Raw genomic sequence first — 19,382 nt, forward strand, 5'->3', positions numbered from 1 at the left:
GAGGAACAATGGATAACGTACGCGTACGCTTTGCGCCGTCGCCGACGGGCTATCTGCATATCGGCGGATTGAGAACGGCCGTTTACAACTATCTTTACGCGCGACAACATAACGGAAAATTTTTACTTCGCATCGAAGACACGGACAGAACCCGTTTTGTAGAAGGAGCCATCGAAAACCTCATTCGCTCCTTAACATGGGCAGGCCTTGAAATCGACGAAGGCGTCATGATGGAAAACGGCGAAGTCGTAGAAAAAGGCGATTGCGGCCCATACATTCAATCGAAACGTCTCGATATTTACAAAAAATACGTAGATCAACTTTTGGAATCCGGCCACGCTTACTACTGCTTCTGCACAAAAGAACGGTTAGATAACTTGCGGGAAGAACAAAAAATAAAAGGCAAAGTACCCCGTTACGACGGCCTTTGCCGCGGCGTCTCCATGGAAGAAGCAAAAAAACGCATCGCCAACGGAGAAGATTATGTCGTGCGTTTAAAACTTCCTCACGACCGCGACATTTCCTTTGAGGACGAAGCCCGCGGCACCATCACCATTAACAGCAACGAAATGGACGATCAAGTGCTCATGAAAAGCGACGGCTTCCCCACCTACCACATGGCCGTCGTCGTCGACGACCACTTAATGGGCATTACCCACATTATTCGCGGGGAAGAATGGCTTCCCTCCACGCCGAAACACGTGTACCTTTACGAAGCCCTGGGCTGGGAAGTACCGACCTACATTCACCTCCCCGGCGTTTTAAACAGCGATCACAAAAAACTTTCCAAACGCCAAGGCGACGTGTCCGTAGAAGACTTCCGCGGCCACGGCTACCTGCCCGAAGGCCTGGTCAACTATTTGGCCCTCGTCGGCTGGTCGCCTGAAGACAATCAGGAAATCTTCAGCATGGACGAGCTTATTAAAGCCTTCGACACCAAGCGCATCGCCAAAACCGGCGGCGTCTTCGACGTGAAAAAACTGGATTGGGTCAACAGCCATTACATGAAAGAACTTTCCGCCGACGAACTCCTGGATATGGCCATGCCCTATATCGAAAAAGCGGGACTCTTTACAAAAGAAGACGTGGAAAAAAATCCCGAACACTACCGCGTCTTAATGGAAACCATTCAAGACGGCTTGGATCGATTGGAACAAGTTCCTGAAGCCTGCGGCTTCCTTTACGACGACTACGAGGTAACAGAAGAAGCGGCACTCGAGCAATTAAAATCCGAATCGGCGCCGAAAGTAATCGAAGGACTCCAAGAAATCCTCGGCGAAATGGACGAGATCACCTTGGAAGAAGCCGGCAAACTCATGAAACAAGTACAAAAGATAAGCGGCGTCAAAGGAAAGAACCTTTACATGCCCGCCCGCGCCGCCATGACGGGAAACGTCCACGGCCCGGAACTCAGCAACATTATTTATCTTTTGGGAAAAGACGAGATATTAAAGAGATTAGAAAAAGCAAAAAGCTATTTCGCATAAAAGAGATCTTGTCCCGATGAGGTGACTCCATAAAATCGGATTTAATCGAGTAAGCAATATGCTTGCTCGATTTTTTTTACATAATGTTCGTTCTACGGTGATAGTAAAAAGATAGCCATATAAGGGTATGGAAAAGCCGGATCTTTAAAAATTATCTGAGAGATAGAAAACTTCTTGGTATAGAAATGTTAAATCCCGTGGATAACGAGAAACTGTGTCACAGAAGAAAAATAAAGGCGTCGATGTCATATATTAATCTAGGAGAACCGCTGCTCTATGTACTGAACATAAATTGGATTAGACATTGATTTAGGTTATATGCGACTATTAAGGAGTTTATTGAAGATCGGGCTCGTTTTTGTTTTCTTAAAAAAACTTCATCACCGATCCTATAAAAGCTTTCATCATTTACACAAAACCGTTGTTAAAACAACATACGCAAATTCCTTTTAGGTTTACAATAAAGAAAAGTGAGAAGTGAAAGGAGTTATGGACATGGCAAAAAAACTTGATTTAAATAAAACAGTCTTCGAGTTGACGCAGGAGTATCCGGAGCTTGTCGAGATGATGGCGGGTCTTGGTTTTACCGAGGTTGCGAAAAAGCCTATGCTGCATTCTGTGGGCAAAATGATGACGATCCCGAAGGGCGCTAAGCTGAAGAAAATTTCAATGATGGATGTAGTGACTACTCTAATGAGTAATGGATTTGAACTTATCGGCGATATACCGGATATAGAGACTGTATCGAGAGTTGAAGGAAAGGAAGAAAAAACGAAGAATCCTTCCACAGGACGTAAAGAGCAAATAAAAGCTTATTTGAGAAGGCTTGGTGATGGAGAAGAGCTGGAAGAAGTCAGAAAAGATTTTGTCCGTGATTTTGGAGAAGTCGAGGCGTCCGAGATTATGGAAGCGGAACAGGAATTATTGAAGGAAGGCACGCCGCTCAATGAGGTACAGCGCCTATGTGATATTCACTCTGCGCTATTTCACGGGTCCACTACGGAAGAGAAAATTGCCAATGCCGAAAAGGAAGTCGAAGCTTCGATTTTAAGAAAAAATGCTCAAGAGGAATTAAAGAAGAAAGATCAATTCCCTGAAAAGGATTATACAGATAAAAACGTAAAGGCTTCAGAACTCGCAGCAATTCCCGGGCATCCGCTTGACACGTTGAAGAAAGAAAATGAGGCATTGTCGACATTGCTTGCGAAATTTAAAGAAAGCAAAGATGAATCGCTCCTTTCTGAAATTCGTCAACTTTCAATTCATTACGCCAAGAAGGGAGATCTCCTCTATCCTCTGCTGAAAGTTAATTATGGAATATCCGGCCCTTCTGATGTGATGTGGACGGTAGACGATGAAATTCGAGATGAGCTGCGCACCCTTGCGAGTGAAAGAGAGCATGGCAAGGAATGGAGCGCCGAGCTTGAAGCCGTGCTTACTCGTGCTGAGGAGATGATTTATAAAGAACAGAATATTTTGTTCCCCATTTGTGCCGTTAATTTTACAGAACAGGATTGGTACGGCATTTATCGGGATTCCAAGGACTATTCTGTTTGCTTCGGTATTGAGCAGGAGATTTGGGAAGAAGCCGAAAATACAGTGACGACCATGGCGGCCGCCTCGGAAGGAGAGATTGTCATGCCGGGAGGGCGCTTGACCATAGAGCAGCTTACTGCACTTTTGAACGCGATTCCCATGGAGATCACATTTGTCGATGCAGATAATATTAATCGATTCTTCGGCGAAGGAACGAAGGTGTTCAAACGTCCTCTCGCAGCACTGAACCGTGAGGTTTTCTCTTGTCATCCGCCGAAAATCGAGCCGATGGTGCGTCAGATTATAGGTGATTTCAGAGATGGCAATCGCGATCTTGTAGAGGTTTGGATGGAAAAAGAGGGGCGGACAATGCTTGTTAAATATATGGCCGTACGAGACGGGGCCGGCAAGTACCTAGGCACCCTGGAACTGGTACAAGATATGGAATTTACGAAAGAACACTTCCTTGGAAAAGAAGCATAAAATTGCACAAAAAAATTCTCTGCTAAGATTAAAGGCAGAGAATTTTTTTGTGGAAATGGTGCATTAATTGATTTCGGTATCTTCTTTTTTATTCCATGGGACATGGCTTGTCCTCGAGATAAAAAAGATCATCCGCTTCTACGGGAGGTAATGGATACGATCGAACGGCTATTTATTCATTATGAACAGTCTCCGTCAATATGAATTTATTTTTTCGATAAGTTATAAGCCCTTCCTCCTGCATTTTAGAAAGTTCTTTTGACATGGCACTGCGATTTACTGCGAGGTAATCAGCAAGTTGTTGACGATTAAACGGTATGGTAAATTGCGAACTTCCGTGCTCCAGTGCCTGCTCGGACAGGTATGACAGGAGTCGGTCTCGTAGAGATTTGGATGCGGTATGCATCATACGGGAGGACATATTCAAATTGTTTTGAGCGGAGATGCGAAGCATATTCTGAATGATACGCTTATGATAGGCGCATCCTTTTTGGCAGGTCGTCAGAATGTTGTGCATTTTCAAAAAGATTACTTTAGTGTTCTCTGTAGCGACGACATCACACAGAAGTTCCTTTCCGGGTATAGCCGCGTAGTTTTCCGCAAAAACCTCTCCCCTACCGATGTGTCCGAATATGATGCTGTTTCCCCAATAGAGATTAACCACGATATTGACGCTACCGGATTCTATAAGCCCGATCTCGTTGACGGGCGATCCGGCTCGGAAGATGACGTCGTTTTTTTGGAATCTGCGCTCACTTGCCCCCAGGCAGTGGAGGAGCTCTGTTATTTCGTCTTCTCTAATACCGCGAAAAAGCTGCGTGTTTGCCAGAAAAAATGTATTCATAAAACCTCCAATTAGTTGCTGTGGCAACATACATGTTGCAACAATCGTACTACAATATAAATAGAAAGTCGATAGAGAGGAGTAAAAAACATGGGAAGTGTCAATATAAAGGGAAAAACGATCATTAGCGATATCCTAAGCCGATATTGCGAAGCAATGGAAGTATTTTATGGAATCGGCATGCATCGGTTCGGATGTCCTGCCTTCAGGGGGATAGTCTAGAGGAGGCATGCGCCGTCCATGGGTCGACATTATAAAGGTCGTAAAATCTATTAATGAAAAATAACCGAGACAGGGAAGTGATGAAATGAAAGAAAAAACAGGTAAAGTCTTTTCCATAGGAAAGGATAATCCGGCGATTCCGGGATGTACCGTATCGAGAGAGATTGCCGGAGGAGTCAATGCAATCTCATATTTTTCCCTTGCTCAAAATACCGATATCAGTGCGGAAATTTATCCTTATCACAAACTGATCATCGTTGCGGAAGGAAGTGTGGAGGTTTACGGAAATGACGGCTTTTCACAAATGTTGCAAGCAGGGGACAGCATCTTAACATTGACGGAGATTCCTATAGGAATACGAACGGCAGAAGGTAGCATATACACAGAAGTATGCGTAGGAAAGGAGACCATAATGAACGAATTAGTCAAAGCAGGAGAAGTTTTTAAGCTGGGAGATCTTGTACCCTATGCGGAAGGTAAGATCGTCAATATGGACGTAGTGCACAATGACAAGATGAAGCTCGTCGTCATGGCCTTTGATGAAGGAACGAGCCTTTCCGAACACGCTGCTCCGGGCGAGGCAATTATCTTCGCCTTGGACGGCGAGGCAGTGGTCGGATACGAGGGAAAAGATCATGTAATTCATGCCGGTGAAAATTTTCACTTTGCCAAGGGCGGTCTGCATTCAGTAAAATCGACAAAGAAATTTAAGATGGCTCTTCTTATTACCTTGAAATAGTAGAAAGGGAGGTTATCATAGTGAAATACAGAGTAAATGAAAGCTGCATCGGATGTGGACTTTGCGTAGGGATATGCCCGGAAGTATTTTCTATGACTGATGAAGACAAAGCAAAGGCTATTGAAACAGAAGTACCTGCGGATTCAGAAGCCGCAGCAGAAGAAGCGAAGGATAGTTGCCCGGTAGGTGCAATAGAAGAAGCATAAAAGCAGATGTTGTGAATTGGAGATAGGCGTTTATGAAGGGATATCGAGACATCTGGCATACCGGAGAAACCGAAAAGACGATTTTCGTCCACTAATTAAAAAAGATTTCGATTATATTCGATAACTATAGAGAAGGAGAGTGGAAATAATGAAAAAGCAAATTAAGAACAATGTATATTGGGTCGGCAAAATTGACTGGGAACTTCAAGAATTTCATGGAACAGAATACTCCGTGCACAATGGATCCAGCCAAAATGCTTATTTGATCAAAGAAGAAAAGACGGTATTAATCGATACTGTATGGACCCCCCATAAAGAAGAGTTTGTAAAGAATTTAAAGAGCGAAATCGACCTGAAAAAAATTGATTATATCGTTATTAACCATGGAGAACCCGATCATTCAGGATCTTTATTAGAAATTATGGAGGAAATTCCAAATACGCCGATTTTCTGTACAGCCAACGGTAAAAAATCTCTTATTGGACAGTACCATCATCCGGAATGGGACTATAGAGTTGTAAAGACCGGTGATTCTGTGGATATAGGTAATGGGAAACAATTAGTATTTGTAGAAATGAGAATGCTTCATTGGCCGGATTCAATGGCGACATATTTGACCGGAGACAATATTTTGTTTTCCAACGATGCCTTCGGTCAGCATTACGCCTTAAGTGAGCTCTTCAATGACAAGGCAGACCCGACGATTCTCTGGAATGAAGCTATGAAGTACTATGCGAACATTTTAAATCCTTTTTCGTCTTTTGCCAAAAAGAAGATTGAAGAAATTGTGGCTATGAACTTGCCCATAGATATCATTGCGACAAGCCACGGTAGTATTTGGAGAGAAAATGCTCTAGAAATAATAGAGAAATATGCAGAATGGGCAGATGCTTATAAGGAAGATCAGGTTACAATTATCTACGACTCGATGTGGGGAGCAACTAAAAAAATTGCCCACAAAATTGCAGATGATATAAGAGAGCTTTCCCCATCGACAAGGACAAAAGTTCTATCTGTAGCAGAAATGGACAGAAATGACATCATGACTGAAGTTTTTAAATCGAAGGCCATAGCTGTAGGCTCTCCCACAGTCGGACAATCTGCAATTACCACGATTTCAGGCTGGTTACACTTCCTTCAAGAGCTTAAATTTAAAGACAAAGTAGCGGGAGTTTTCGGTTCCTACGGATGGTCGGGAGAAGGTAACAAAGTTTTACGAGAAGAGCTCGAAAAGGCAGGTTTTAAACTTATAGACGAAGAGTTGAAAGCTTCTTGGATGCCGGATGATGCATTCTTAAAAGGAACTGAAGAGTTCTCTAAAGCTCTGCTCGATGCGTCGACATTTGAAGATAAAGACAAAAATTAAAAATAGGTCATGTGCCCTGACTCCGAAAGGCTGGATTTTTATGTCCGACTTTGGGGTCAGGCACTTTTTAATTTACACGGACCCCAATCCTTTCCATTTTAACGCTTTTTAGTCCTAACAACCCCAGATTTGTGTTGGGCTGTGTTGCGGAGAGAATTATTATGAGTCGAGCTACTAGCAAAGAGATCTTTTAGATTCGTCGCGGAAAGAGACGCTCTGTTTCAGGCGATGCATTTTGCCATCGCAAGGTGAGCGTGAGATTTTATTTCCCGGTGAAGCATAACTTCCGCTGGCGCCAGACAATAATCAGTAAAATGCCGTTGGCATTTTACGTTATAGTGCCGGCCGGAAAGGGAGATGGGGCGCGCGGGGAAGAGGGAAACGCGGCCTTTGCCTCTGAGCCCTTTCCCTCTTCCCCGCGACATGGTTTTCGGGTTGTATGAAACCCAATTAACTAGTCGTTTTATGTGTGCGTATTTTTTAAAATTCATTCTGATAAATATACCTTTTGAAAGAAAAGAAGTTTTTTACCCTTATCCTTTTTTACAAAAAAGCATACCCATATTTTTGAAAATCACTATCATTCGAAATATAATAGGAGTAGATGATGTTGGCATTTTTGAAAGTGTGAGGCGATGAGTATGCTTTTGGTAGAAGTGATCGTCTTGTGTTCTCTTTTGTTCGCCTTATGTTTTTTAGGCACGGGCACGGACGAAAAGAATTTAAAATATTTTAGTTCTTATCCCGACGAGGTTCAATTGCGTCTTAAAGAAATGGAGGAATACCGGGGAAAATGGAAGGAATCTAATTTTTTCGTTGCGTTCATCGCTAATTTCGTAGTGTTCGCCCTTTTGCTTCTCATCTTCGGACGTTTTATTCGCCGAGATATTTTTTTGGAAAATGTCGTTTCTCTTCTGATCTTAGGGGAAGTGCTGAATGTGTTTGATCTCGTGGTGATCGATTTATTTTGGTGGCGGAACACAAAGCGCATCAGGTTTTCAAAAATTCCTGAAAAGGCTCTTTACCAAAACCCGAAAAAGCATGTCGACGCTTTTGTAAGGGGCTTGGTGATGTATGCTTTGGTCGCTTTACTCGACGGTTATCTCTTAACGTTATTTTAGAATTTTTTCAGGAGGTGACATGTGTGAAGTGGTTGTATTTTTTTGACGATAAGATTAAACCTCTTACCATGCGGGGAAAGTATTATTGCAAACCGGAAGACACGGGCGTGTTACATGGCGGCATGAGCTGCATTCGCGAGTATGATGTTAATTTATGGTTTTACACGAAAAATGGCAACACCATCGCCTTTGATAGCGGCCATTTGAATTACAGCGCCATCGATTCGGAGTTTCAGAAGATTCAGATCGATCCGAAAAGGATTAAGCATTTGTTTTTAACGCATCTGGACACGGATCACGCAGGGGGAATGGACAGTAGCGGGCGGATTCTTTTTCCCGAGGCGCAGGTGTATATGGGTGCGCAGGAAATGCGCTACATGACCGGAGACGTTCGCAGAAAGGGTATTTTCCACAATTGCGTGCACATTGCCGACGGCTGGACGCCCATTAAGGGCAACGAGGATTTCGAGGTCGAAGGGATCAAGGTGGAAGCTATTCCCGTGCCCGGTCACACCGTAGGCCACACGGTGTATGTCGTCGATGACAAGATCATCGTATCGGGAGATTGCCTCGCCGTCAACGATAATGGCGGCTATGCTTTTTTCGATTTTTTCACTCAAGATCCCCCTCGCAATAAAAAGTCCCTCGCCGCGCTGAAAGAGAAGTTGAAGGGATATTCTCTCGAGTATGTTTGCACGGGCCATAGCGGCATGCATCCTTATTCGGAACAGATTTTTGCCCACATCGACGAAAGCGCCGTGTTCGGCAAGGCGACGCCTTTTCATCAAGACGGGGAATACAATCCTTTTGTCGAAAAAAAGTAGAACGACGAAAAACCTCCTCTACATTGGATAGAGGAGGTTTTAATATTTGTTGAGTATATCGTGATGTCCGATATCGAGGAGAAAAACGAGTTCGTTATTTTCATAGAACCAAATAATGCGAATATCCATCGTGATGGATGATTCCCAAATGCCGTCGGCACCCAGAATCTTTTTGGTTCTTAACGAGGGATGAGTGGGATTTTCTACGAAAAATTTAAGTTTCTGTTGCGTTTGCTTTTTTTCACTATCGGATAGTTTGTTGTAATGTTTTTTAAATGCCTTTGAGTACGTAATTTTATAAGGCATTATTTGTCTAGTGCCTCGAATAGGGAATCGATGGAATCAAAGACGGGTTGTGCTCCATTTTTTATGGATTCTTTGATTTCTTGAACTTCCGCTTTTAAATTTTTAATAACATGTTCGGGATAAATTGCCACGGGAACGAGGATAATTTTTCCATTCTCTTCCATGACTTCAAATTGGTCGCCTTGATTTAATTCCATAGAGTTTACGATATCTTTCGGAATCGTAACTTGCGATTTCGCCTTCAGTTCTACTAACATGTTAGAGCCTCCTTATCAGAAATTCAAACTTTCTAACAAAATCTTAATCGGTAATAAGAAAATAGTCAAGGGGTGGGTCAGAAGAAATGGTATCGGCGTTTTTCTTCTTAACATTTCCGAGTAAATTTTTTTAAAAACAGAATAAGGGTTTGGTTTTTGGGAATATATAACAAACGAAGAAAATGTTTTTTTATGATGTAAGAGTTTATGAAGCAGGTGATGATGATGTTTCGCGTGAAGAATAAAAATCTGCTCTTGTTTGCAGGAGCGGTATGGTTTATGGCGGGGTTTAATGTGGCGCGTCTCGGCGTCATATCCTATGGCAATATTGGGGGCGCGTGGTATTTGCATCCTCTTTCGCTGGTGATCTTCGCTCTTTTCGGCAGAATGTTTTTTAATATGACGGAAAGCCACACGGAGCGTATTTTAGACTATGGCGAGGCGAAGCCGTTTTGGTATTTCTTCGATAAAAAATCCTATCTCATCATGTTGACCATGATGAGCGTGGGCATCGGCTTGCGGGCATCGGGGTTTGTTCCGGAAAGTTTTATCGCTTTTTTCTACACAGGTCTCGGCTCGGCACTGGCTCTGTCGGGGATTTTGTTTATTCGTAATTATTTGCTTTTAAGGAAAAAGACGGCGTAGCGGTCGAAATTTTTTTCGAAAGGGAAAACTTTATTAGACCCTTTTTCTCGAATTGGATATAATAATAAAAAAGGAGGAATATTATGCCATTTATTCATGTAGAACTCGTCGAAGGTCGCTCCGACGAAGCAAAAGCTGAAATCGCAAAGGAAATTATCGAATCCGTACACAAACATGCGGGCGCTCCCAAGGAACACATTCACGTGGTGTTCCAAGATATGAAGCGCAACGATTACTACAACGAACAATAGCTTAAAATGAGAAATACCCCTTGCGAGGGGTATTTTTTGTGTCTATTTATTTTCTTTTTCCGCTTCCGCGACGATGGCCATTAAATCTTCCATGGTGTTTTCCACGATGCCCGCGCATTTACATTTGCGATGGGGATCGTCGTTGTCGTAGCCGTGGGTCAAGGCGCGGCAGCAGGTAGCGCCGTTTTTTTCTCTAAAGGAATCATGCATTTTCTTGCTTAGCTCGAAGCAGCGATTGATTTTCGGATCGCCTTTTTCCGTGCGGCCGTAAAGGTAGCCGATGCACATGGTAGCGCCGGCCAGGGCGCCGCAGATGCAGCCGCCTCCGCCCAGTCCCCAGGGAAAGCCCGAACTCATGGCGATGGCTTCGTCGGGGATGTCCAGATCCAAACTTTTTCTAAAGGTATCGATGACCGTTTCCGAGCAGGCGTAGCCCGAATGGAAAGCTTCGTCGGCATATGCTTTTACTTTTTCCATGTCCACTTTTGTGTTCATGTTTATCACCTCGTTGTTTCCAAATATTCTGTTTCCTACATTCTATTCTATCATGGAGCGGAAGTTTTGAGAGGGCGGCTTTCGATCATGACTTTATGTTAATGCTCTACTATAATATAGGTGTAGGTATAGGGAAGTCGCTCGCGGCGCACGGTCTCGCCACTGTGAAAATCGAGCCCGCCATTCACTGCAAGGGAAGGATGACGGGCGTGGGTTTACCCGAAGATTGGAAGTCAGGATACCTGCCTACGGTTCGCTATCTTCACGATGTATGGAGGTTTATAATGAAAAAACAATTAAGCACGCTGCTCGTTCTCTGTCTGCTTTTGCTTTCGGCTTGTTCGCCGCAAAATGCAAAGAATGAAGGGAACAATGGACATCAAAAAGAAGCCGCTCAAACGCAGGAAGCGGGTTATCCCGTTACGGTTACTACCGTCGATAGCGACGGCAATCCCGTGGAGCAAACTTTTGACAAGGCTCCGGAACGGGTGGTGGCGGTGTATCAATCGGCCATCGAAAATATGCTCGCCCTCGGTCTCGGCGACAAACTCGTCCTCGCCGGCCAATTGGATATTGATGTAAAAGACGAATGGAAAGATGAATTCAGTAAAGTTAAATATATGAAGGACGCGCCGTCGAAAGAGGCGGTTCTCGCCGCCGATCCGGACTTTATTATTTCCTGGTCTTCTTATTTTAAAGATAAGACGCTGGGGAGTGTAAAGGAATGGCAAGATAAGGGCATCCACACCTTTATTCTTAAAAACAGCGGTGCCGTAAAAGTAGATTCTCTGGATAACGAATACGATGATCTCTTAACCTTAGGTAAGATTTTCAATAAAGAAAAAGAAGCACAAGCCATTGTAGATTCTATGAAATCTCGTTTGGAAGAAGCTCACGCGCGCCAAGAAAAGAAGATTAAAGACGGGGAAAAGCCTCTTAAAGTGGCGATTCTCGAAATGGAAGACGAAGGCGTATTCCGCAATTACGGAAAGGATACGGTCGGCGGACAAATCGCCGAGCAGGCCGGCGCGGAACTGGCGATGGACGGCGACCGTTTCGGCGCGGAACAACTTGTAGCGAAGGATCCCGACGTCATTTTCGTAGTTTATTACGGGGAAGACAAGGTTCGCGACGAAGAGCTTGCGAAATTTAAAAAGCTGCCCGCATTGAAGGCACTTTCCGCCATTACGAAAGATCACGTTTATCCCATTAGCCTTTCGGAAGTTTACGCATCGGGCGTACGTACTGCCGACGGTATCGACACGATGATTAAAGGGATCGAGTCGTCGCGATGAAGCGATCCCTCGTTCTGATTGCGCTCGTTTTAGGGCTTCTTCTTTCGATTTATTTCGGCATGACGCTGGGCTATGCGTCGATTTCAAAAGGCGATATTTTCAGTGCCCTCGCCTCGCTGTTCGGTAGGGCCGATAATCTGTCTCCGGCGACGCGGGCGATTATTTTAGATATTCGCCTGCCCCGGGTGCTCCTCGCCCTTTTAACCGGCGTCGCCCTGGCGGTGTCGGGGCTGGTGATGCAGGCGGTGGTAGGGAATCCCGTGGCGGATCCTTATATTTTGGGGATTTCGTCCGGGGCGTCCTTAGGCGCCACTCTCGCCATCGTCCTCGGCGTGTTTTCCGTCTTCGGAAGCATCGGCGTCGGGGTTTCCGCCTTTTGCTTTGCCTTGGCCACGGCGCTTTTCGTGCTCTTTCTCGCAAAAATCGGCGGCCGCGCCACCAGTGAGCGGCTGATTTTGTCGGGCATGGCCATTTCCACGGCGGCATCCAGTCTCGCCACCTTGATGGTGTATACGGCGAAAAATCGCGACGCCATTCGGGAGGTCAGTTTTTGGCTCATGGGTTCCCTTTCGGGAGCAAAACGGGCGGATATCGCACTCTTGGGGCCGGTGATCGTGCTTTTGGTGTTGTTTCTCGCCACTCAGAGCCGCTATTTAAATCTGTTGCTCTTGGGAGATGAAGCCGCCCACAGTTTAGGCGTGGACTTGCCCCTTCTGCGCACGGTCTACACTGTCGTCGTGTCGGTGCTCGTCGGCCTCGTGGTCTTCACATCGGGCACCATCGGTTTTGTGGGGCTGATCGTTCCCCATATGGCTCGCTTTCTCGTGGGAGGCAACCACAAGCACTTGCTTCCCGTAGTGGTGCTTTTGGGAGGTATGCTCTTAATGTGGGCCGATGTGGTGGCGCGCAACATTATTCCCGGCGGCGAACTGCCTACAGGCGTGGTGGTTTCCGTCGTCGGCGCGCCCTTTTTCGTCTACCTGATTATTCAGCGGGGAAGAAAGGGGGCGTGGTCGTGATACGTGTGGAAAAATTAAATGTCGCCATAGGGAAAAAACAGATTTTAAAAAATGTGGATTTCACCGCAGAAGATGGAGAATTTGTGGCCTTGATCGGCCCTAACGGATCGGGGAAGAGTACTCTTTTGCGATCCGTCGCCGGTATGATTCCCTATAAGGGAAGTATTTCCCTCGATAAAAAAGAGATCGACCATATGAAGAGGAGAGACTATGCCAAGCGCCTCGCCATGGTGAGCCAGTTTAACGACGGCGCCTTCGAGCTTACGGTGATGGACATGGTGCTTATGGGCAGGTCGCCCTACCATTCTTTTTGGGAAGGGGAGGGAAAAGAGGATCTCGCCCTTGCGGAAAAAGCTCTCGAGGAAGTCGGCCTTTCCGATTTTCGCCATCGCCCCCTGGGCAAACTTTCCGGGGGAGAACGGCAACGGGCGGTGCTGGCCCGCGCCCTCGTGCAGGAAACGGATCACATGCTTTTAGACGAAGCGACCAATCACTTGGATGTCTATTACCAAATGAGCATCCTCTCCCTTGTAAAAGCATTGGACACGACGGTGATCGCCGCTCTTCACGATGTTAACCACGCCTTTCGCTTTGCCGATCGCATTGTCGCCTTAAAAAACGGCGAGGTCTTATTTAATAAAACGCCGGATAAGGTCGACGAAAAAGATCTCTACGATCTCTACGGAATCGAAGCTTTTATCGGCGAGGTAAAAGGTGAGCGCGTCGTGCGCTATTGAAGCATCCTTCGGGGTGCTTTTTTAATTTATGCAAATGTTTTTATTCCCTCCAAAAAATTTTGAAAAGGGAATTTTTTTATAAAGAGCGCGTCAAAGATGAGCCGAGTTTTCTGGAAATTCCCGTAAAATTGGGATTTATACGTTTCTTTTTTTCGAATGACAATAGCAAATTACTTCTTTTTCGGACTAAATCAAAGGCTATAGATGCAAGCAATTTCACGTCGGTTCGGTTTACATTGTTCTATAGAAGCTATATAATATTCAGATAAGAAAGTAACTTTTTATCGAAAGGAGTTTATGGTGCGAGAACAAGTTAAACAACTGCTTTCCCTTATGAAGGAAAGAGACATCGATGTCTACATCGTGCCGTCTGAAGATTTTCATCAAAGCGAATATGTCGGCGAATTTTTTAAAGCCCGCGCATATGTATCCGGTTTTACCGGCAGTGCAGGTACTGTCGTCGCAACGGCTGATGAAGTATGTCTTTGGACCGACGGACGTTATTTCCTTCAAGCGGGAGATCAATTAAAAGGCACGGGTATTGTCTTACAAAAAATGGGTGAACCCGGCGTGCCTACCGTGATGGAATACATAAAATCCCATCTTCCCAAAGGTGGAACCCTCGGTTTCGACGGCCGTACGATTTCCGTATCCGACGGCGCCGCTTATGAAGCGCTCGCTGAAGAAAAGGAAGGTTCTATTACCTATAATATGGATCTTGTCGGCGAAATTTGGGAAAATCGCCCGCCCCTTTCCGAAAAGAAAGCGTTTAAACTGGCAGAAGATATTACCGGCGAAAGTGCTCAATCGAAACTTGCGCGCATTCGCAAAGTCATGGAAGAAAAGGGAACGGACACCCATATTGTCGCATCCCTTGACGACGTCTGCTGGATTTTAAATATCCGCGGCGACGATATTTTGTTCTCGCCCATCGTCTTGAGTTACGCCGTCATTACCATGGACGACATGGTGCTTTTCATCGACGAAGCGAAACTCGACGACGGGATGAAAGAAGAATTCAAAGCGCTTAATGTCTCCATCCGTCCTTACAACGCCATTTACGACTACGTCAAGGACTTAAAGGATCGCTCCATTTTAATCGATCCTTCCAAGATGAACTACGCGCTTTACGAAAATATTCCTGCTGAAAACCACGTGGTGGAAGCGGCCAATCCTTCGATTATCATGAAAGCCATGAAAAACGAAGTGGAAGTTAAAAACATGGCCATCGCCCACGTTAAAGACGGCGTCGCCTGGACCAAGTTTATGTACTGGTTGAAGCACACCATCGGCAAGGAAGAAATTACCGAAATCGGCGCAAGCGATAAATTGGAAGACTTCCGTAAAGAACAAGAAGGCTATATGTGGCCCTCTTTCGCTCCCATTAGCGGTTACGGACAACATGCCGCCGTCGTGCATTACACCGCCGACGAAGAGAGCGACATTCCCTTGGAACCGAAAGGCCTTTACCTTTCCGATACGGGTTCGAACTTTGCAGAAGGTTCTACCGATATTACCCGTACCATCGCCCTCGGTGAATTGACCGATGAAGAAATTTTCCACTTCACCCTCGTATTAAAGAGCCATTTAGGTCTCGCCATGGTGAAATTTCCCTACGGCGCACACGGCTATTCCCTGGATTACGCCGCAAGAAAGCCTTTCTGGGATCTTCAATTGGATTTCAACCACGGCACAGGCCACGGCATCGGCCAGCTTTTAAATATTCACGAAGGCCCCACAGGCTTCCGCTACAAAATCAATGTAGCGAAAAATGAACATCACCAAATCGAACCGGGCATGATCCTTACCGATGAACCGGGAATCTATATCGCCGGCAAACACGGCATTCGCTTGGAAAACTGTATGTTGGTCGTAAAAGGCGATACCAACGAATACGGTACCTGGATGCATCTGGAACCCCTTACATTGGTTCCCTTCGATCTCGATGCAGTAGACGTATCCTTGCTCACGAGCGAAGAAATAGCCTACTTAAACGGCTACAATGAATTAGTTTTCAAGACCATTTCGCCCTACTTAGAGGATGAAGAGGTAGAATGGCTGAAAAAATACACAAAACAATTATAGGAGGAAAACATGAACACTAAAACGAAGATGCCCTTCGGGTTTTATGTCGTCTCCCTAGGCTTCTCCATGGAGCGTTTTGCATTTTATTCTGCAAAATGGCTTATGACGGTAATGGTTGCAGCTGCCGTCGTCAACGGAGGCCTTGGAATGACAGATGCCGATGCGGCTAAGATGAGTGCAAATCTCGTCGCCTGGACTTATGTCGCGCCTTTATTCGGCTCGATTATCTCTGACCGCTTTATCGGTGCAAGATACTTGATCCCCGTCGGGATGATCCTTATGGGAGCAGGCTATTTAATCGGTTGGCAAGCTACTACTCCGGCCATGATCAATCTTATGATCGCCGTCGTCTCCATCGGTACCGGTTTATTTAAGCCCCAATCCAACGCTATTACAGGCCGTCTTTTCGACGATCCGAAAGTACTGGATACAGCTTTCTCAACGCAATATTCATTTGTTAATATCGGTTCCTTTATCGGTACGACGATTATCGGTATTTTGGCCCTTAGCAAAGGTTACTCCTTCTGCTTCTTAGTATGCGGCATTATCATGTTCATCAACGCCGTTTGGTTTGTCTTCGGTTGGAGATACCTCGGCGATGCCGGTAAAAAACCCTTTAAAGTTGACGAACGTAAAGCCCTCGATGACGCGGCTGAAGAAAGAGAAGAAAAACGTCCCCTTACCACTATCGAAAAGAAACGTGTGGGTGCCATTGTTCTCGTATCGGCATTCTCTACCATTTTCTGGTTGTTCTGGTACTTGGCATACATGCCCGTTTACTTCCACTGGGCAGGCGACAACCCGGCTGCTAACTGGATGATCGGCAACTTCGAAGTGCCCACCGCATGGTTCGACTCCTTGAACGCACTTTGCTGTATTACCCTCGGCCCGATCCTCGGTGCATTCTGGGCTAAACGTGCAAGAAGCGCCAAAGGCGACTTCAACATGTTCCAAAAAACATCCTTCGGTATGTTGTTATTAGGTCTCGCTTATATTATTTTCGCCGTTGCAGATATCGCAAGAGGCAGCAATCTGGCTAACCTCGGCTGGATCGTAGCCTTCGGTATTACCTTATCCTTAGGCGAAATGGTCTTCTCTCCCCTTGGAAACTCCTTTATTTCCAAGTTTGCTCCGGCAAGACTCTTATCGGTTATGATGAGTGTTTGGACATTGGCTGTTTTCGCATCGGCTAAGACCTACGGCTATCTCTATGAGTTCACCTTGAACTTCCCCTTCGCCAAAACCTACTTCGTGATTGCGGCCATCGCCATTGTGTGCGGTCTCATCCTCTTTGCCGTAAGCCCGAAATTAAACAGTTTAGTAGTGGAAGACGAAGAATAAAACACAATTGTTTGGTTACTGAAAGGAGCCTGACATGAATCAAGAACGTCTTAAACGTATACTACAAGGTATGAAAGATCGCGGCGTCGATGAAATGATTATTTCCGACCCCGTAGCAATTTATTACTTGCTCGGCAGAAAAATCGTTCCCGGCGAACGCATGCTCGTACTCTACCTCAATATCGATGGAACATCGAAACTCGTTATTAACGAATTGTTCCCCCAAGATGGCGATGTAGGCGTCGATCTCGTTTGGTATAACGACATCGACGACGGCGTCAAAATTCTTTCCGATCATATGACCAAAGGAAAGGTCATCGGCATCGACAAGAACTGGGCAAGCCACTTCTTGCTACGTCTTCAAGAACTTCATCCCGAACTTAAATACGTCAACGGTTCTGAAATCGTCGACGACGTACGTCAAATTAAAGATGAAGACGAAAAACAACTTATGCGCGAATCGTCGAAAATTTGCGACGCTGTTATGGAAGAACTTATTCCCTGGGTCGTTAAAGGCCTTACGGAAAATGAACTCGGCGCAAAAGTTGCTGAACTTTTCGCAAAACACGGTGTATCGGAAATGTCCTTCGATCCCATTACCGCTTACGGACGCGGCGGCGCCGATCCTCACCACGTAACCGACGATTCCAAAGGTAAGAGAGGCGATTCCGTCGTCCTCGATATCGGCGGATTCTACAAAGGCTACGCGTCGGATATGACCCGTACTGTCTTTATCGGCGAAGCCAGCGAAAAGGCGCGCGAAGTTTACGAAATCGTAAAAGAAGCAAACCTTCGCGGTATTGCAGCAGCCAAACCCGGCAATCGCATGTGCGATGTAGACTTAGCTTGCCGCGATTATATTGAATCGAAAGGCTACGGCGAATACTTTACTCACCGTACCGGCCACTCCATCGGCTTGGAAGACCACGAAGTCGGCGACGTTTCCTCTGTAAACGAAGCGATCATTCGTCCGGGCCAATGCTTCTCCGTCGAACCGGGCATCTATTTATTAGATGAAGGCATCGGCGTACGTGTAGAAGACCTCGTCATCATCACCGAAGACGGTTGTGAAGTCTTAAACTCTGTAACCAAAGACCTCATTATCGTAGAGGAGGAATAAAATGGTAAACGTTCGAGAAGGTCGCATGCCCTTTAAGGGATTCGAAACCTATTACAGAATTACCAATCCCGAAGGAAAAAAAGCCGCCCTCGTACTCCTTCACGGAGGACCGGGCAGCACCCATAACTACTTCGAAGGATTTGATAAGCTGGCGGAATCCATCGATCGCCCCATTGTAATGTACGATCAAATCGGCTGTGGCCAATCGGCGACACCCGGCCATACGGAACTTTACAATGCCGAGGTATGGATGGAAGAGCTCGACGCTTTGAGAGAACACTTAGGACTCGATAAAGTGCATCTGTTAGGTCAATCATGGGGCGGAATGCTCGCCATTTACTACATGATGGAAAAAGATCCGAAAGGCGTACAATCCATCGTGTTGTCATCCACACTTCACTCCGCCAAACTTTGGAGAGAAGAACAATGGCGCAGAATCGATCGCTTTATGTCGAAAGAAGATCAAGAGACATTTAAAAAAGCGGAAGCCACCGAAAACTACGATGACCCCGCCTATTTAGAAGCCCTGGATCGCTTCATGGCACTTTATTGCGGTCCGACCATCGACGAACATTCACCGGAATATTTGACGCGCAAAAAAGAAAATAGCGGCGAAGTCTACGTGACAGGCTGGGGCGCCAACGAATTCGGCCCCACCGGCACATTGGCAGGATACGATTACGTCGGTAAACTTTCAAAGATTACCGTACCCGCCCTGGTCATTAACGGCCAAATGGATCTTTCCAGCTGCTACATTTCAAAAAGCATGGCAGATGAGCTGCCCAACAGCCGTTGGAAACTCTTCCGCTACTCGCGCCATATGTGCTTTGTGGAAGAAGAAGAACAATACTTCGACCTTATGCGCGAATGGCTCGGCGACAAAGAATAATATAAAGAAAGGCCTCTTGAAAAAGAGGTCTTTCTTTTATGTAAGGGAAATTGTTGAGTATTTCTTTTTGAGAGGGAAAATGTTGGTTCTATGTCAACCATTGGGGAGTCTAGT

21 protein-coding genes and 1 riboswitch are annotated in these 19,382 nt (G+C 45.6%); of the genes, 17 read left to right on the forward strand and 4 right to left on the reverse strand.

The window, feature by feature from the left end; translation table 11 throughout:
- Positions 1 to 8 precede the first annotated feature (8 nt).
- Both gltX and HMPREF1863_RS05480 read left to right on the forward strand, forming a co-directional pair.
- Complete coding sequence (gltX, locus tag HMPREF1863_RS05475; RefSeq protein WP_068368284.1) at positions 9 to 1,487, forward strand: glutamate--tRNA ligase; 1,479 nt, start codon at positions 9 to 11, stop codon at positions 1,485 to 1,487.
- Between the two features lie 495 nt (positions 1,488 to 1,982).
- Positions 1,983 to 3,506 (forward strand): DUF438 domain-containing protein, encoded by a 1,524-nt coding sequence (locus HMPREF1863_RS05480; RefSeq protein ID WP_068368286.1) that lies wholly within the window; start codon positions 1,983 to 1,985, stop codon positions 3,504 to 3,506.
- A gap of 172 nt (positions 3,507 to 3,678) precedes the next feature.
- On the opposite strand, the gene HMPREF1863_RS05485 is transcribed toward HMPREF1863_RS05480, so the two are convergent.
- Entirely contained in the window at positions 3,679 to 4,350 is a 672-nt protein-coding gene (locus HMPREF1863_RS05485; protein ID WP_068368288.1) for a Crp/Fnr family transcriptional regulator, read from the reverse strand.
- A 90-nt stretch (positions 4,351 to 4,440) separates the two neighbouring features.
- Here HMPREF1863_RS05485 and HMPREF1863_RS09475 point away from each other — a divergent pair, with 90 nt between their 5' ends.
- The 6 genes from HMPREF1863_RS09475 (at position 4,441) to HMPREF1863_RS05515 (ending at position 8,828) form a co-directional block, all read left to right on the forward strand.
- The gene (locus tag HMPREF1863_RS09475; protein WP_083508528.1) at positions 4,441 to 4,572 is read left to right on the forward strand and encodes a DUF1858 domain-containing protein; all 132 of its coding nucleotides are present in this window, start codon (positions 4,441 to 4,443) and stop codon (positions 4,570 to 4,572) included.
- Positions 4,573 to 4,657: 85 nt separating this feature from the next.
- Complete coding sequence (locus tag HMPREF1863_RS05490; protein WP_068368291.1) at positions 4,658 to 5,311, forward strand: cupin domain-containing protein; 654 nt, start codon at positions 4,658 to 4,660, stop codon at positions 5,309 to 5,311.
- Positions 5,312 to 5,331: 20 nt separating this feature from the next.
- Complete coding sequence (locus tag HMPREF1863_RS05495; RefSeq protein WP_068368294.1) at positions 5,332 to 5,517, forward strand: ferredoxin; 186 nt, start codon at positions 5,332 to 5,334, stop codon at positions 5,515 to 5,517.
- Positions 5,518 to 5,665: 148 nt separating this feature from the next.
- The gene (locus tag HMPREF1863_RS05500; RefSeq protein WP_068368297.1) at positions 5,666 to 6,883 is read left to right on the forward strand and encodes an oxygen-binding di-iron domain-containing protein; all 1,218 of its coding nucleotides are present in this window, start codon (positions 5,666 to 5,668) and stop codon (positions 6,881 to 6,883) included.
- Positions 6,884 to 7,524: 641 nt separating this feature from the next.
- Positions 7,525 to 8,004 carry an ABC transporter permease gene (locus HMPREF1863_RS05510; protein ID WP_068368344.1) on the forward strand — a complete coding sequence of 160 codons (480 nt, stop codon included), beginning with the start codon at positions 7,525 to 7,527 and terminating at the stop codon, positions 8,002 to 8,004.
- Positions 8,005 to 8,027: 23 nt separating this feature from the next.
- The gene (locus tag HMPREF1863_RS05515) at positions 8,028 to 8,828 is read left to right on the forward strand and encodes an MBL fold metallo-hydrolase (protein ID WP_068368302.1); all 801 of its coding nucleotides are present in this window, start codon (positions 8,028 to 8,030) and stop codon (positions 8,826 to 8,828) included.
- A gap of 39 nt (positions 8,829 to 8,867) precedes the next feature.
- Here the strand turns inward: HMPREF1863_RS05515 and HMPREF1863_RS05520 are convergent, their stop codons facing one another.
- Positions 8,868 to 9,134 carry a type II toxin-antitoxin system RelE/ParE family toxin gene (locus tag HMPREF1863_RS05520; RefSeq protein WP_068368305.1) on the reverse strand — a complete coding sequence of 89 codons (267 nt, stop codon included), beginning with the start codon at positions 9,132 to 9,134 and terminating at the stop codon, positions 8,868 to 8,870.
- Positions 9,134 to 9,391, reverse strand: coding sequence for an AbrB/MazE/SpoVT family DNA-binding domain-containing protein (locus HMPREF1863_RS05525; RefSeq protein ID WP_068368312.1), 258 nt, complete (start codon positions 9,389 to 9,391; stop codon positions 9,134 to 9,136). The genes HMPREF1863_RS05520 and HMPREF1863_RS05525 overlap by 1 nt, the downstream gene beginning before the upstream one ends.
- A 207-nt stretch (positions 9,392 to 9,598) precedes the next feature.
- On the opposite strand from HMPREF1863_RS05525, the gene HMPREF1863_RS05530 reads away from it, so the two are divergent.
- On the forward strand, positions 9,599 to 10,036 hold the full coding sequence (locus HMPREF1863_RS05530; protein WP_232300130.1) for a hypothetical protein: 438 nt from the start codon (positions 9,599 to 9,601) through the stop codon (positions 10,034 to 10,036).
- 83 nt (positions 10,037 to 10,119) lie between these two features.
- Positions 10,120 to 10,287 carry a 2-hydroxymuconate tautomerase gene (locus tag HMPREF1863_RS05535; protein WP_068368317.1) on the forward strand — a complete coding sequence of 56 codons (168 nt, stop codon included), beginning with the start codon at positions 10,120 to 10,122 and terminating at the stop codon, positions 10,285 to 10,287.
- A gap of 42 nt (positions 10,288 to 10,329) precedes the next feature.
- Here the strand turns inward: HMPREF1863_RS05535 and HMPREF1863_RS05540 are convergent, their stop codons facing one another.
- Entirely contained in the window at positions 10,330 to 10,782 is a 453-nt protein-coding gene (locus tag HMPREF1863_RS05540) for a C-GCAxxG-C-C family (seleno)protein (RefSeq protein WP_068368320.1), read from the reverse strand.
- 107 nt (positions 10,783 to 10,889) lie between these two features.
- Positions 10,890 to 11,046, forward strand: a riboswitch (cobalamin riboswitch).
- Between the two features lie 20 nt (positions 11,047 to 11,066).
- Here HMPREF1863_RS05540 and HMPREF1863_RS05545 point away from each other — a divergent pair.
- The 7 genes from HMPREF1863_RS05545 (at position 11,067) to pepI (ending at position 19,268) form a co-directional block, all read left to right on the forward strand.
- On the forward strand, positions 11,067 to 12,077 hold the full coding sequence (locus HMPREF1863_RS05545; protein ID WP_068368322.1) for an ABC transporter substrate-binding protein: 1,011 nt from the start codon (positions 11,067 to 11,069) through the stop codon (positions 12,075 to 12,077).
- Positions 12,074 to 13,096, forward strand: coding sequence for a FecCD family ABC transporter permease (locus tag HMPREF1863_RS05550; RefSeq protein ID WP_068368325.1), 1,023 nt, complete (start codon positions 12,074 to 12,076; stop codon positions 13,094 to 13,096). The genes HMPREF1863_RS05545 and HMPREF1863_RS05550 overlap by 4 nt, the downstream gene beginning before the upstream one ends.
- Positions 13,093 to 13,833, forward strand: a complete 741-nt coding sequence (locus HMPREF1863_RS05555) for an ABC transporter ATP-binding protein (RefSeq protein WP_068368328.1) — start codon at positions 13,093 to 13,095, stop codon at positions 13,831 to 13,833. Before HMPREF1863_RS05550 ends, HMPREF1863_RS05555 begins: the two co-directional genes overlap by 4 nt.
- 297 nt (positions 13,834 to 14,130) lie before the next feature.
- A complete protein-coding gene (locus HMPREF1863_RS05560) occupies positions 14,131 to 15,918 on the forward strand; it encodes an aminopeptidase P family protein (RefSeq protein WP_068368334.1) in 1,788 nt (595 codons plus the stop codon).
- A gap of 9 nt (positions 15,919 to 15,927) precedes the next feature.
- The gene (locus HMPREF1863_RS05565) at positions 15,928 to 17,259 is read left to right on the forward strand and encodes a peptide MFS transporter (RefSeq protein WP_068368337.1); all 1,332 of its coding nucleotides are present in this window, start codon (positions 15,928 to 15,930) and stop codon (positions 17,257 to 17,259) included.
- A gap of 34 nt (positions 17,260 to 17,293) precedes the next feature.
- Positions 17,294 to 18,379, forward strand: a complete 1,086-nt coding sequence (locus HMPREF1863_RS05570; RefSeq protein ID WP_068368340.1) for a M24 family metallopeptidase — start codon at positions 17,294 to 17,296, stop codon at positions 18,377 to 18,379.
- Between the two features lies 1 nt (position 18,380).
- Positions 18,381 to 19,268 (forward strand): proline iminopeptidase, encoded by an 888-nt coding sequence (gene pepI / locus HMPREF1863_RS05575; RefSeq protein WP_068368343.1) that lies wholly within the window; start codon positions 18,381 to 18,383, stop codon positions 19,266 to 19,268.
- Positions 19,269 to 19,382 lie beyond the last annotated feature (114 nt).

The organism is Aedoeadaptatus coxii (genome assembly GCF_001553115.1).
GTDB lineage: Bacteria > Bacillota > Clostridia > Tissierellales > Peptoniphilaceae > Aedoeadaptatus > Aedoeadaptatus coxii.

Coding starts and splice junctions, on each gene's coding strand:
- gltX (WP_068368284.1), top strand. CDS start 9: ATGGATAACGTACGCGTACGCTTTGCGCCGTCGCCGACGGGCTATCTG.
- HMPREF1863_RS05480 (WP_068368286.1), top strand. CDS start 1,983: ATGGCAAAAAAACTTGATTTAAATAAAACAGTCTTCGAGTTGACGCAG.
- HMPREF1863_RS05485 (WP_068368288.1), bottom strand. CDS start 4,350: ATGAATACATTTTTTCTGGCAAACACGCAGCTTTTTCGCGGTATTAGA.
- HMPREF1863_RS09475 (WP_083508528.1), top strand. CDS start 4,441: ATGGGAAGTGTCAATATAAAGGGAAAAACGATCATTAGCGATATCCTA.
- HMPREF1863_RS05490 (WP_068368291.1), top strand. CDS start 4,658: ATGAAAGAAAAAACAGGTAAAGTCTTTTCCATAGGAAAGGATAATCCG.
- HMPREF1863_RS05500 (WP_068368297.1), top strand. CDS start 5,666: ATGAAAAAGCAAATTAAGAACAATGTATATTGGGTCGGCAAAATTGAC.
- HMPREF1863_RS05510 (WP_068368344.1), top strand. CDS start 7,525: ATGCTTTTGGTAGAAGTGATCGTCTTGTGTTCTCTTTTGTTCGCCTTA.
- HMPREF1863_RS05520 (WP_068368305.1), bottom strand. CDS start 9,134: ATGCCTTATAAAATTACGTACTCAAAGGCATTTAAAAAACATTACAAC.
- HMPREF1863_RS05525 (WP_068368312.1), bottom strand. CDS start 9,391: ATGTTAGTAGAACTGAAGGCGAAATCGCAAGTTACGATTCCGAAAGAT.
- HMPREF1863_RS05530 (WP_232300130.1), top strand. CDS start 9,599: ATGAAGCAGGTGATGATGATGTTTCGCGTGAAGAATAAAAATCTGCTC.
- HMPREF1863_RS05535 (WP_068368317.1), top strand. CDS start 10,120: ATGCCATTTATTCATGTAGAACTCGTCGAAGGTCGCTCCGACGAAGCA.
- HMPREF1863_RS05540 (WP_068368320.1), bottom strand. CDS start 10,782: ATGAACACAAAAGTGGACATGGAAAAAGTAAAAGCATATGCCGACGAA.
- HMPREF1863_RS05545 (WP_068368322.1), top strand. CDS start 11,067: ATGAAAAAACAATTAAGCACGCTGCTCGTTCTCTGTCTGCTTTTGCTT.
- HMPREF1863_RS05550 (WP_068368325.1), top strand. CDS start 12,074: ATGAAGCGATCCCTCGTTCTGATTGCGCTCGTTTTAGGGCTTCTTCTT.
- HMPREF1863_RS05560 (WP_068368334.1), top strand. CDS start 14,131: ATGGTGCGAGAACAAGTTAAACAACTGCTTTCCCTTATGAAGGAAAGA.
- HMPREF1863_RS05565 (WP_068368337.1), top strand. CDS start 15,928: ATGAACACTAAAACGAAGATGCCCTTCGGGTTTTATGTCGTCTCCCTA.
- HMPREF1863_RS05570 (WP_068368340.1), top strand. CDS start 17,294: ATGAATCAAGAACGTCTTAAACGTATACTACAAGGTATGAAAGATCGC.
- pepI (WP_068368343.1), top strand. CDS start 18,381: ATGGTAAACGTTCGAGAAGGTCGCATGCCCTTTAAGGGATTCGAAACC.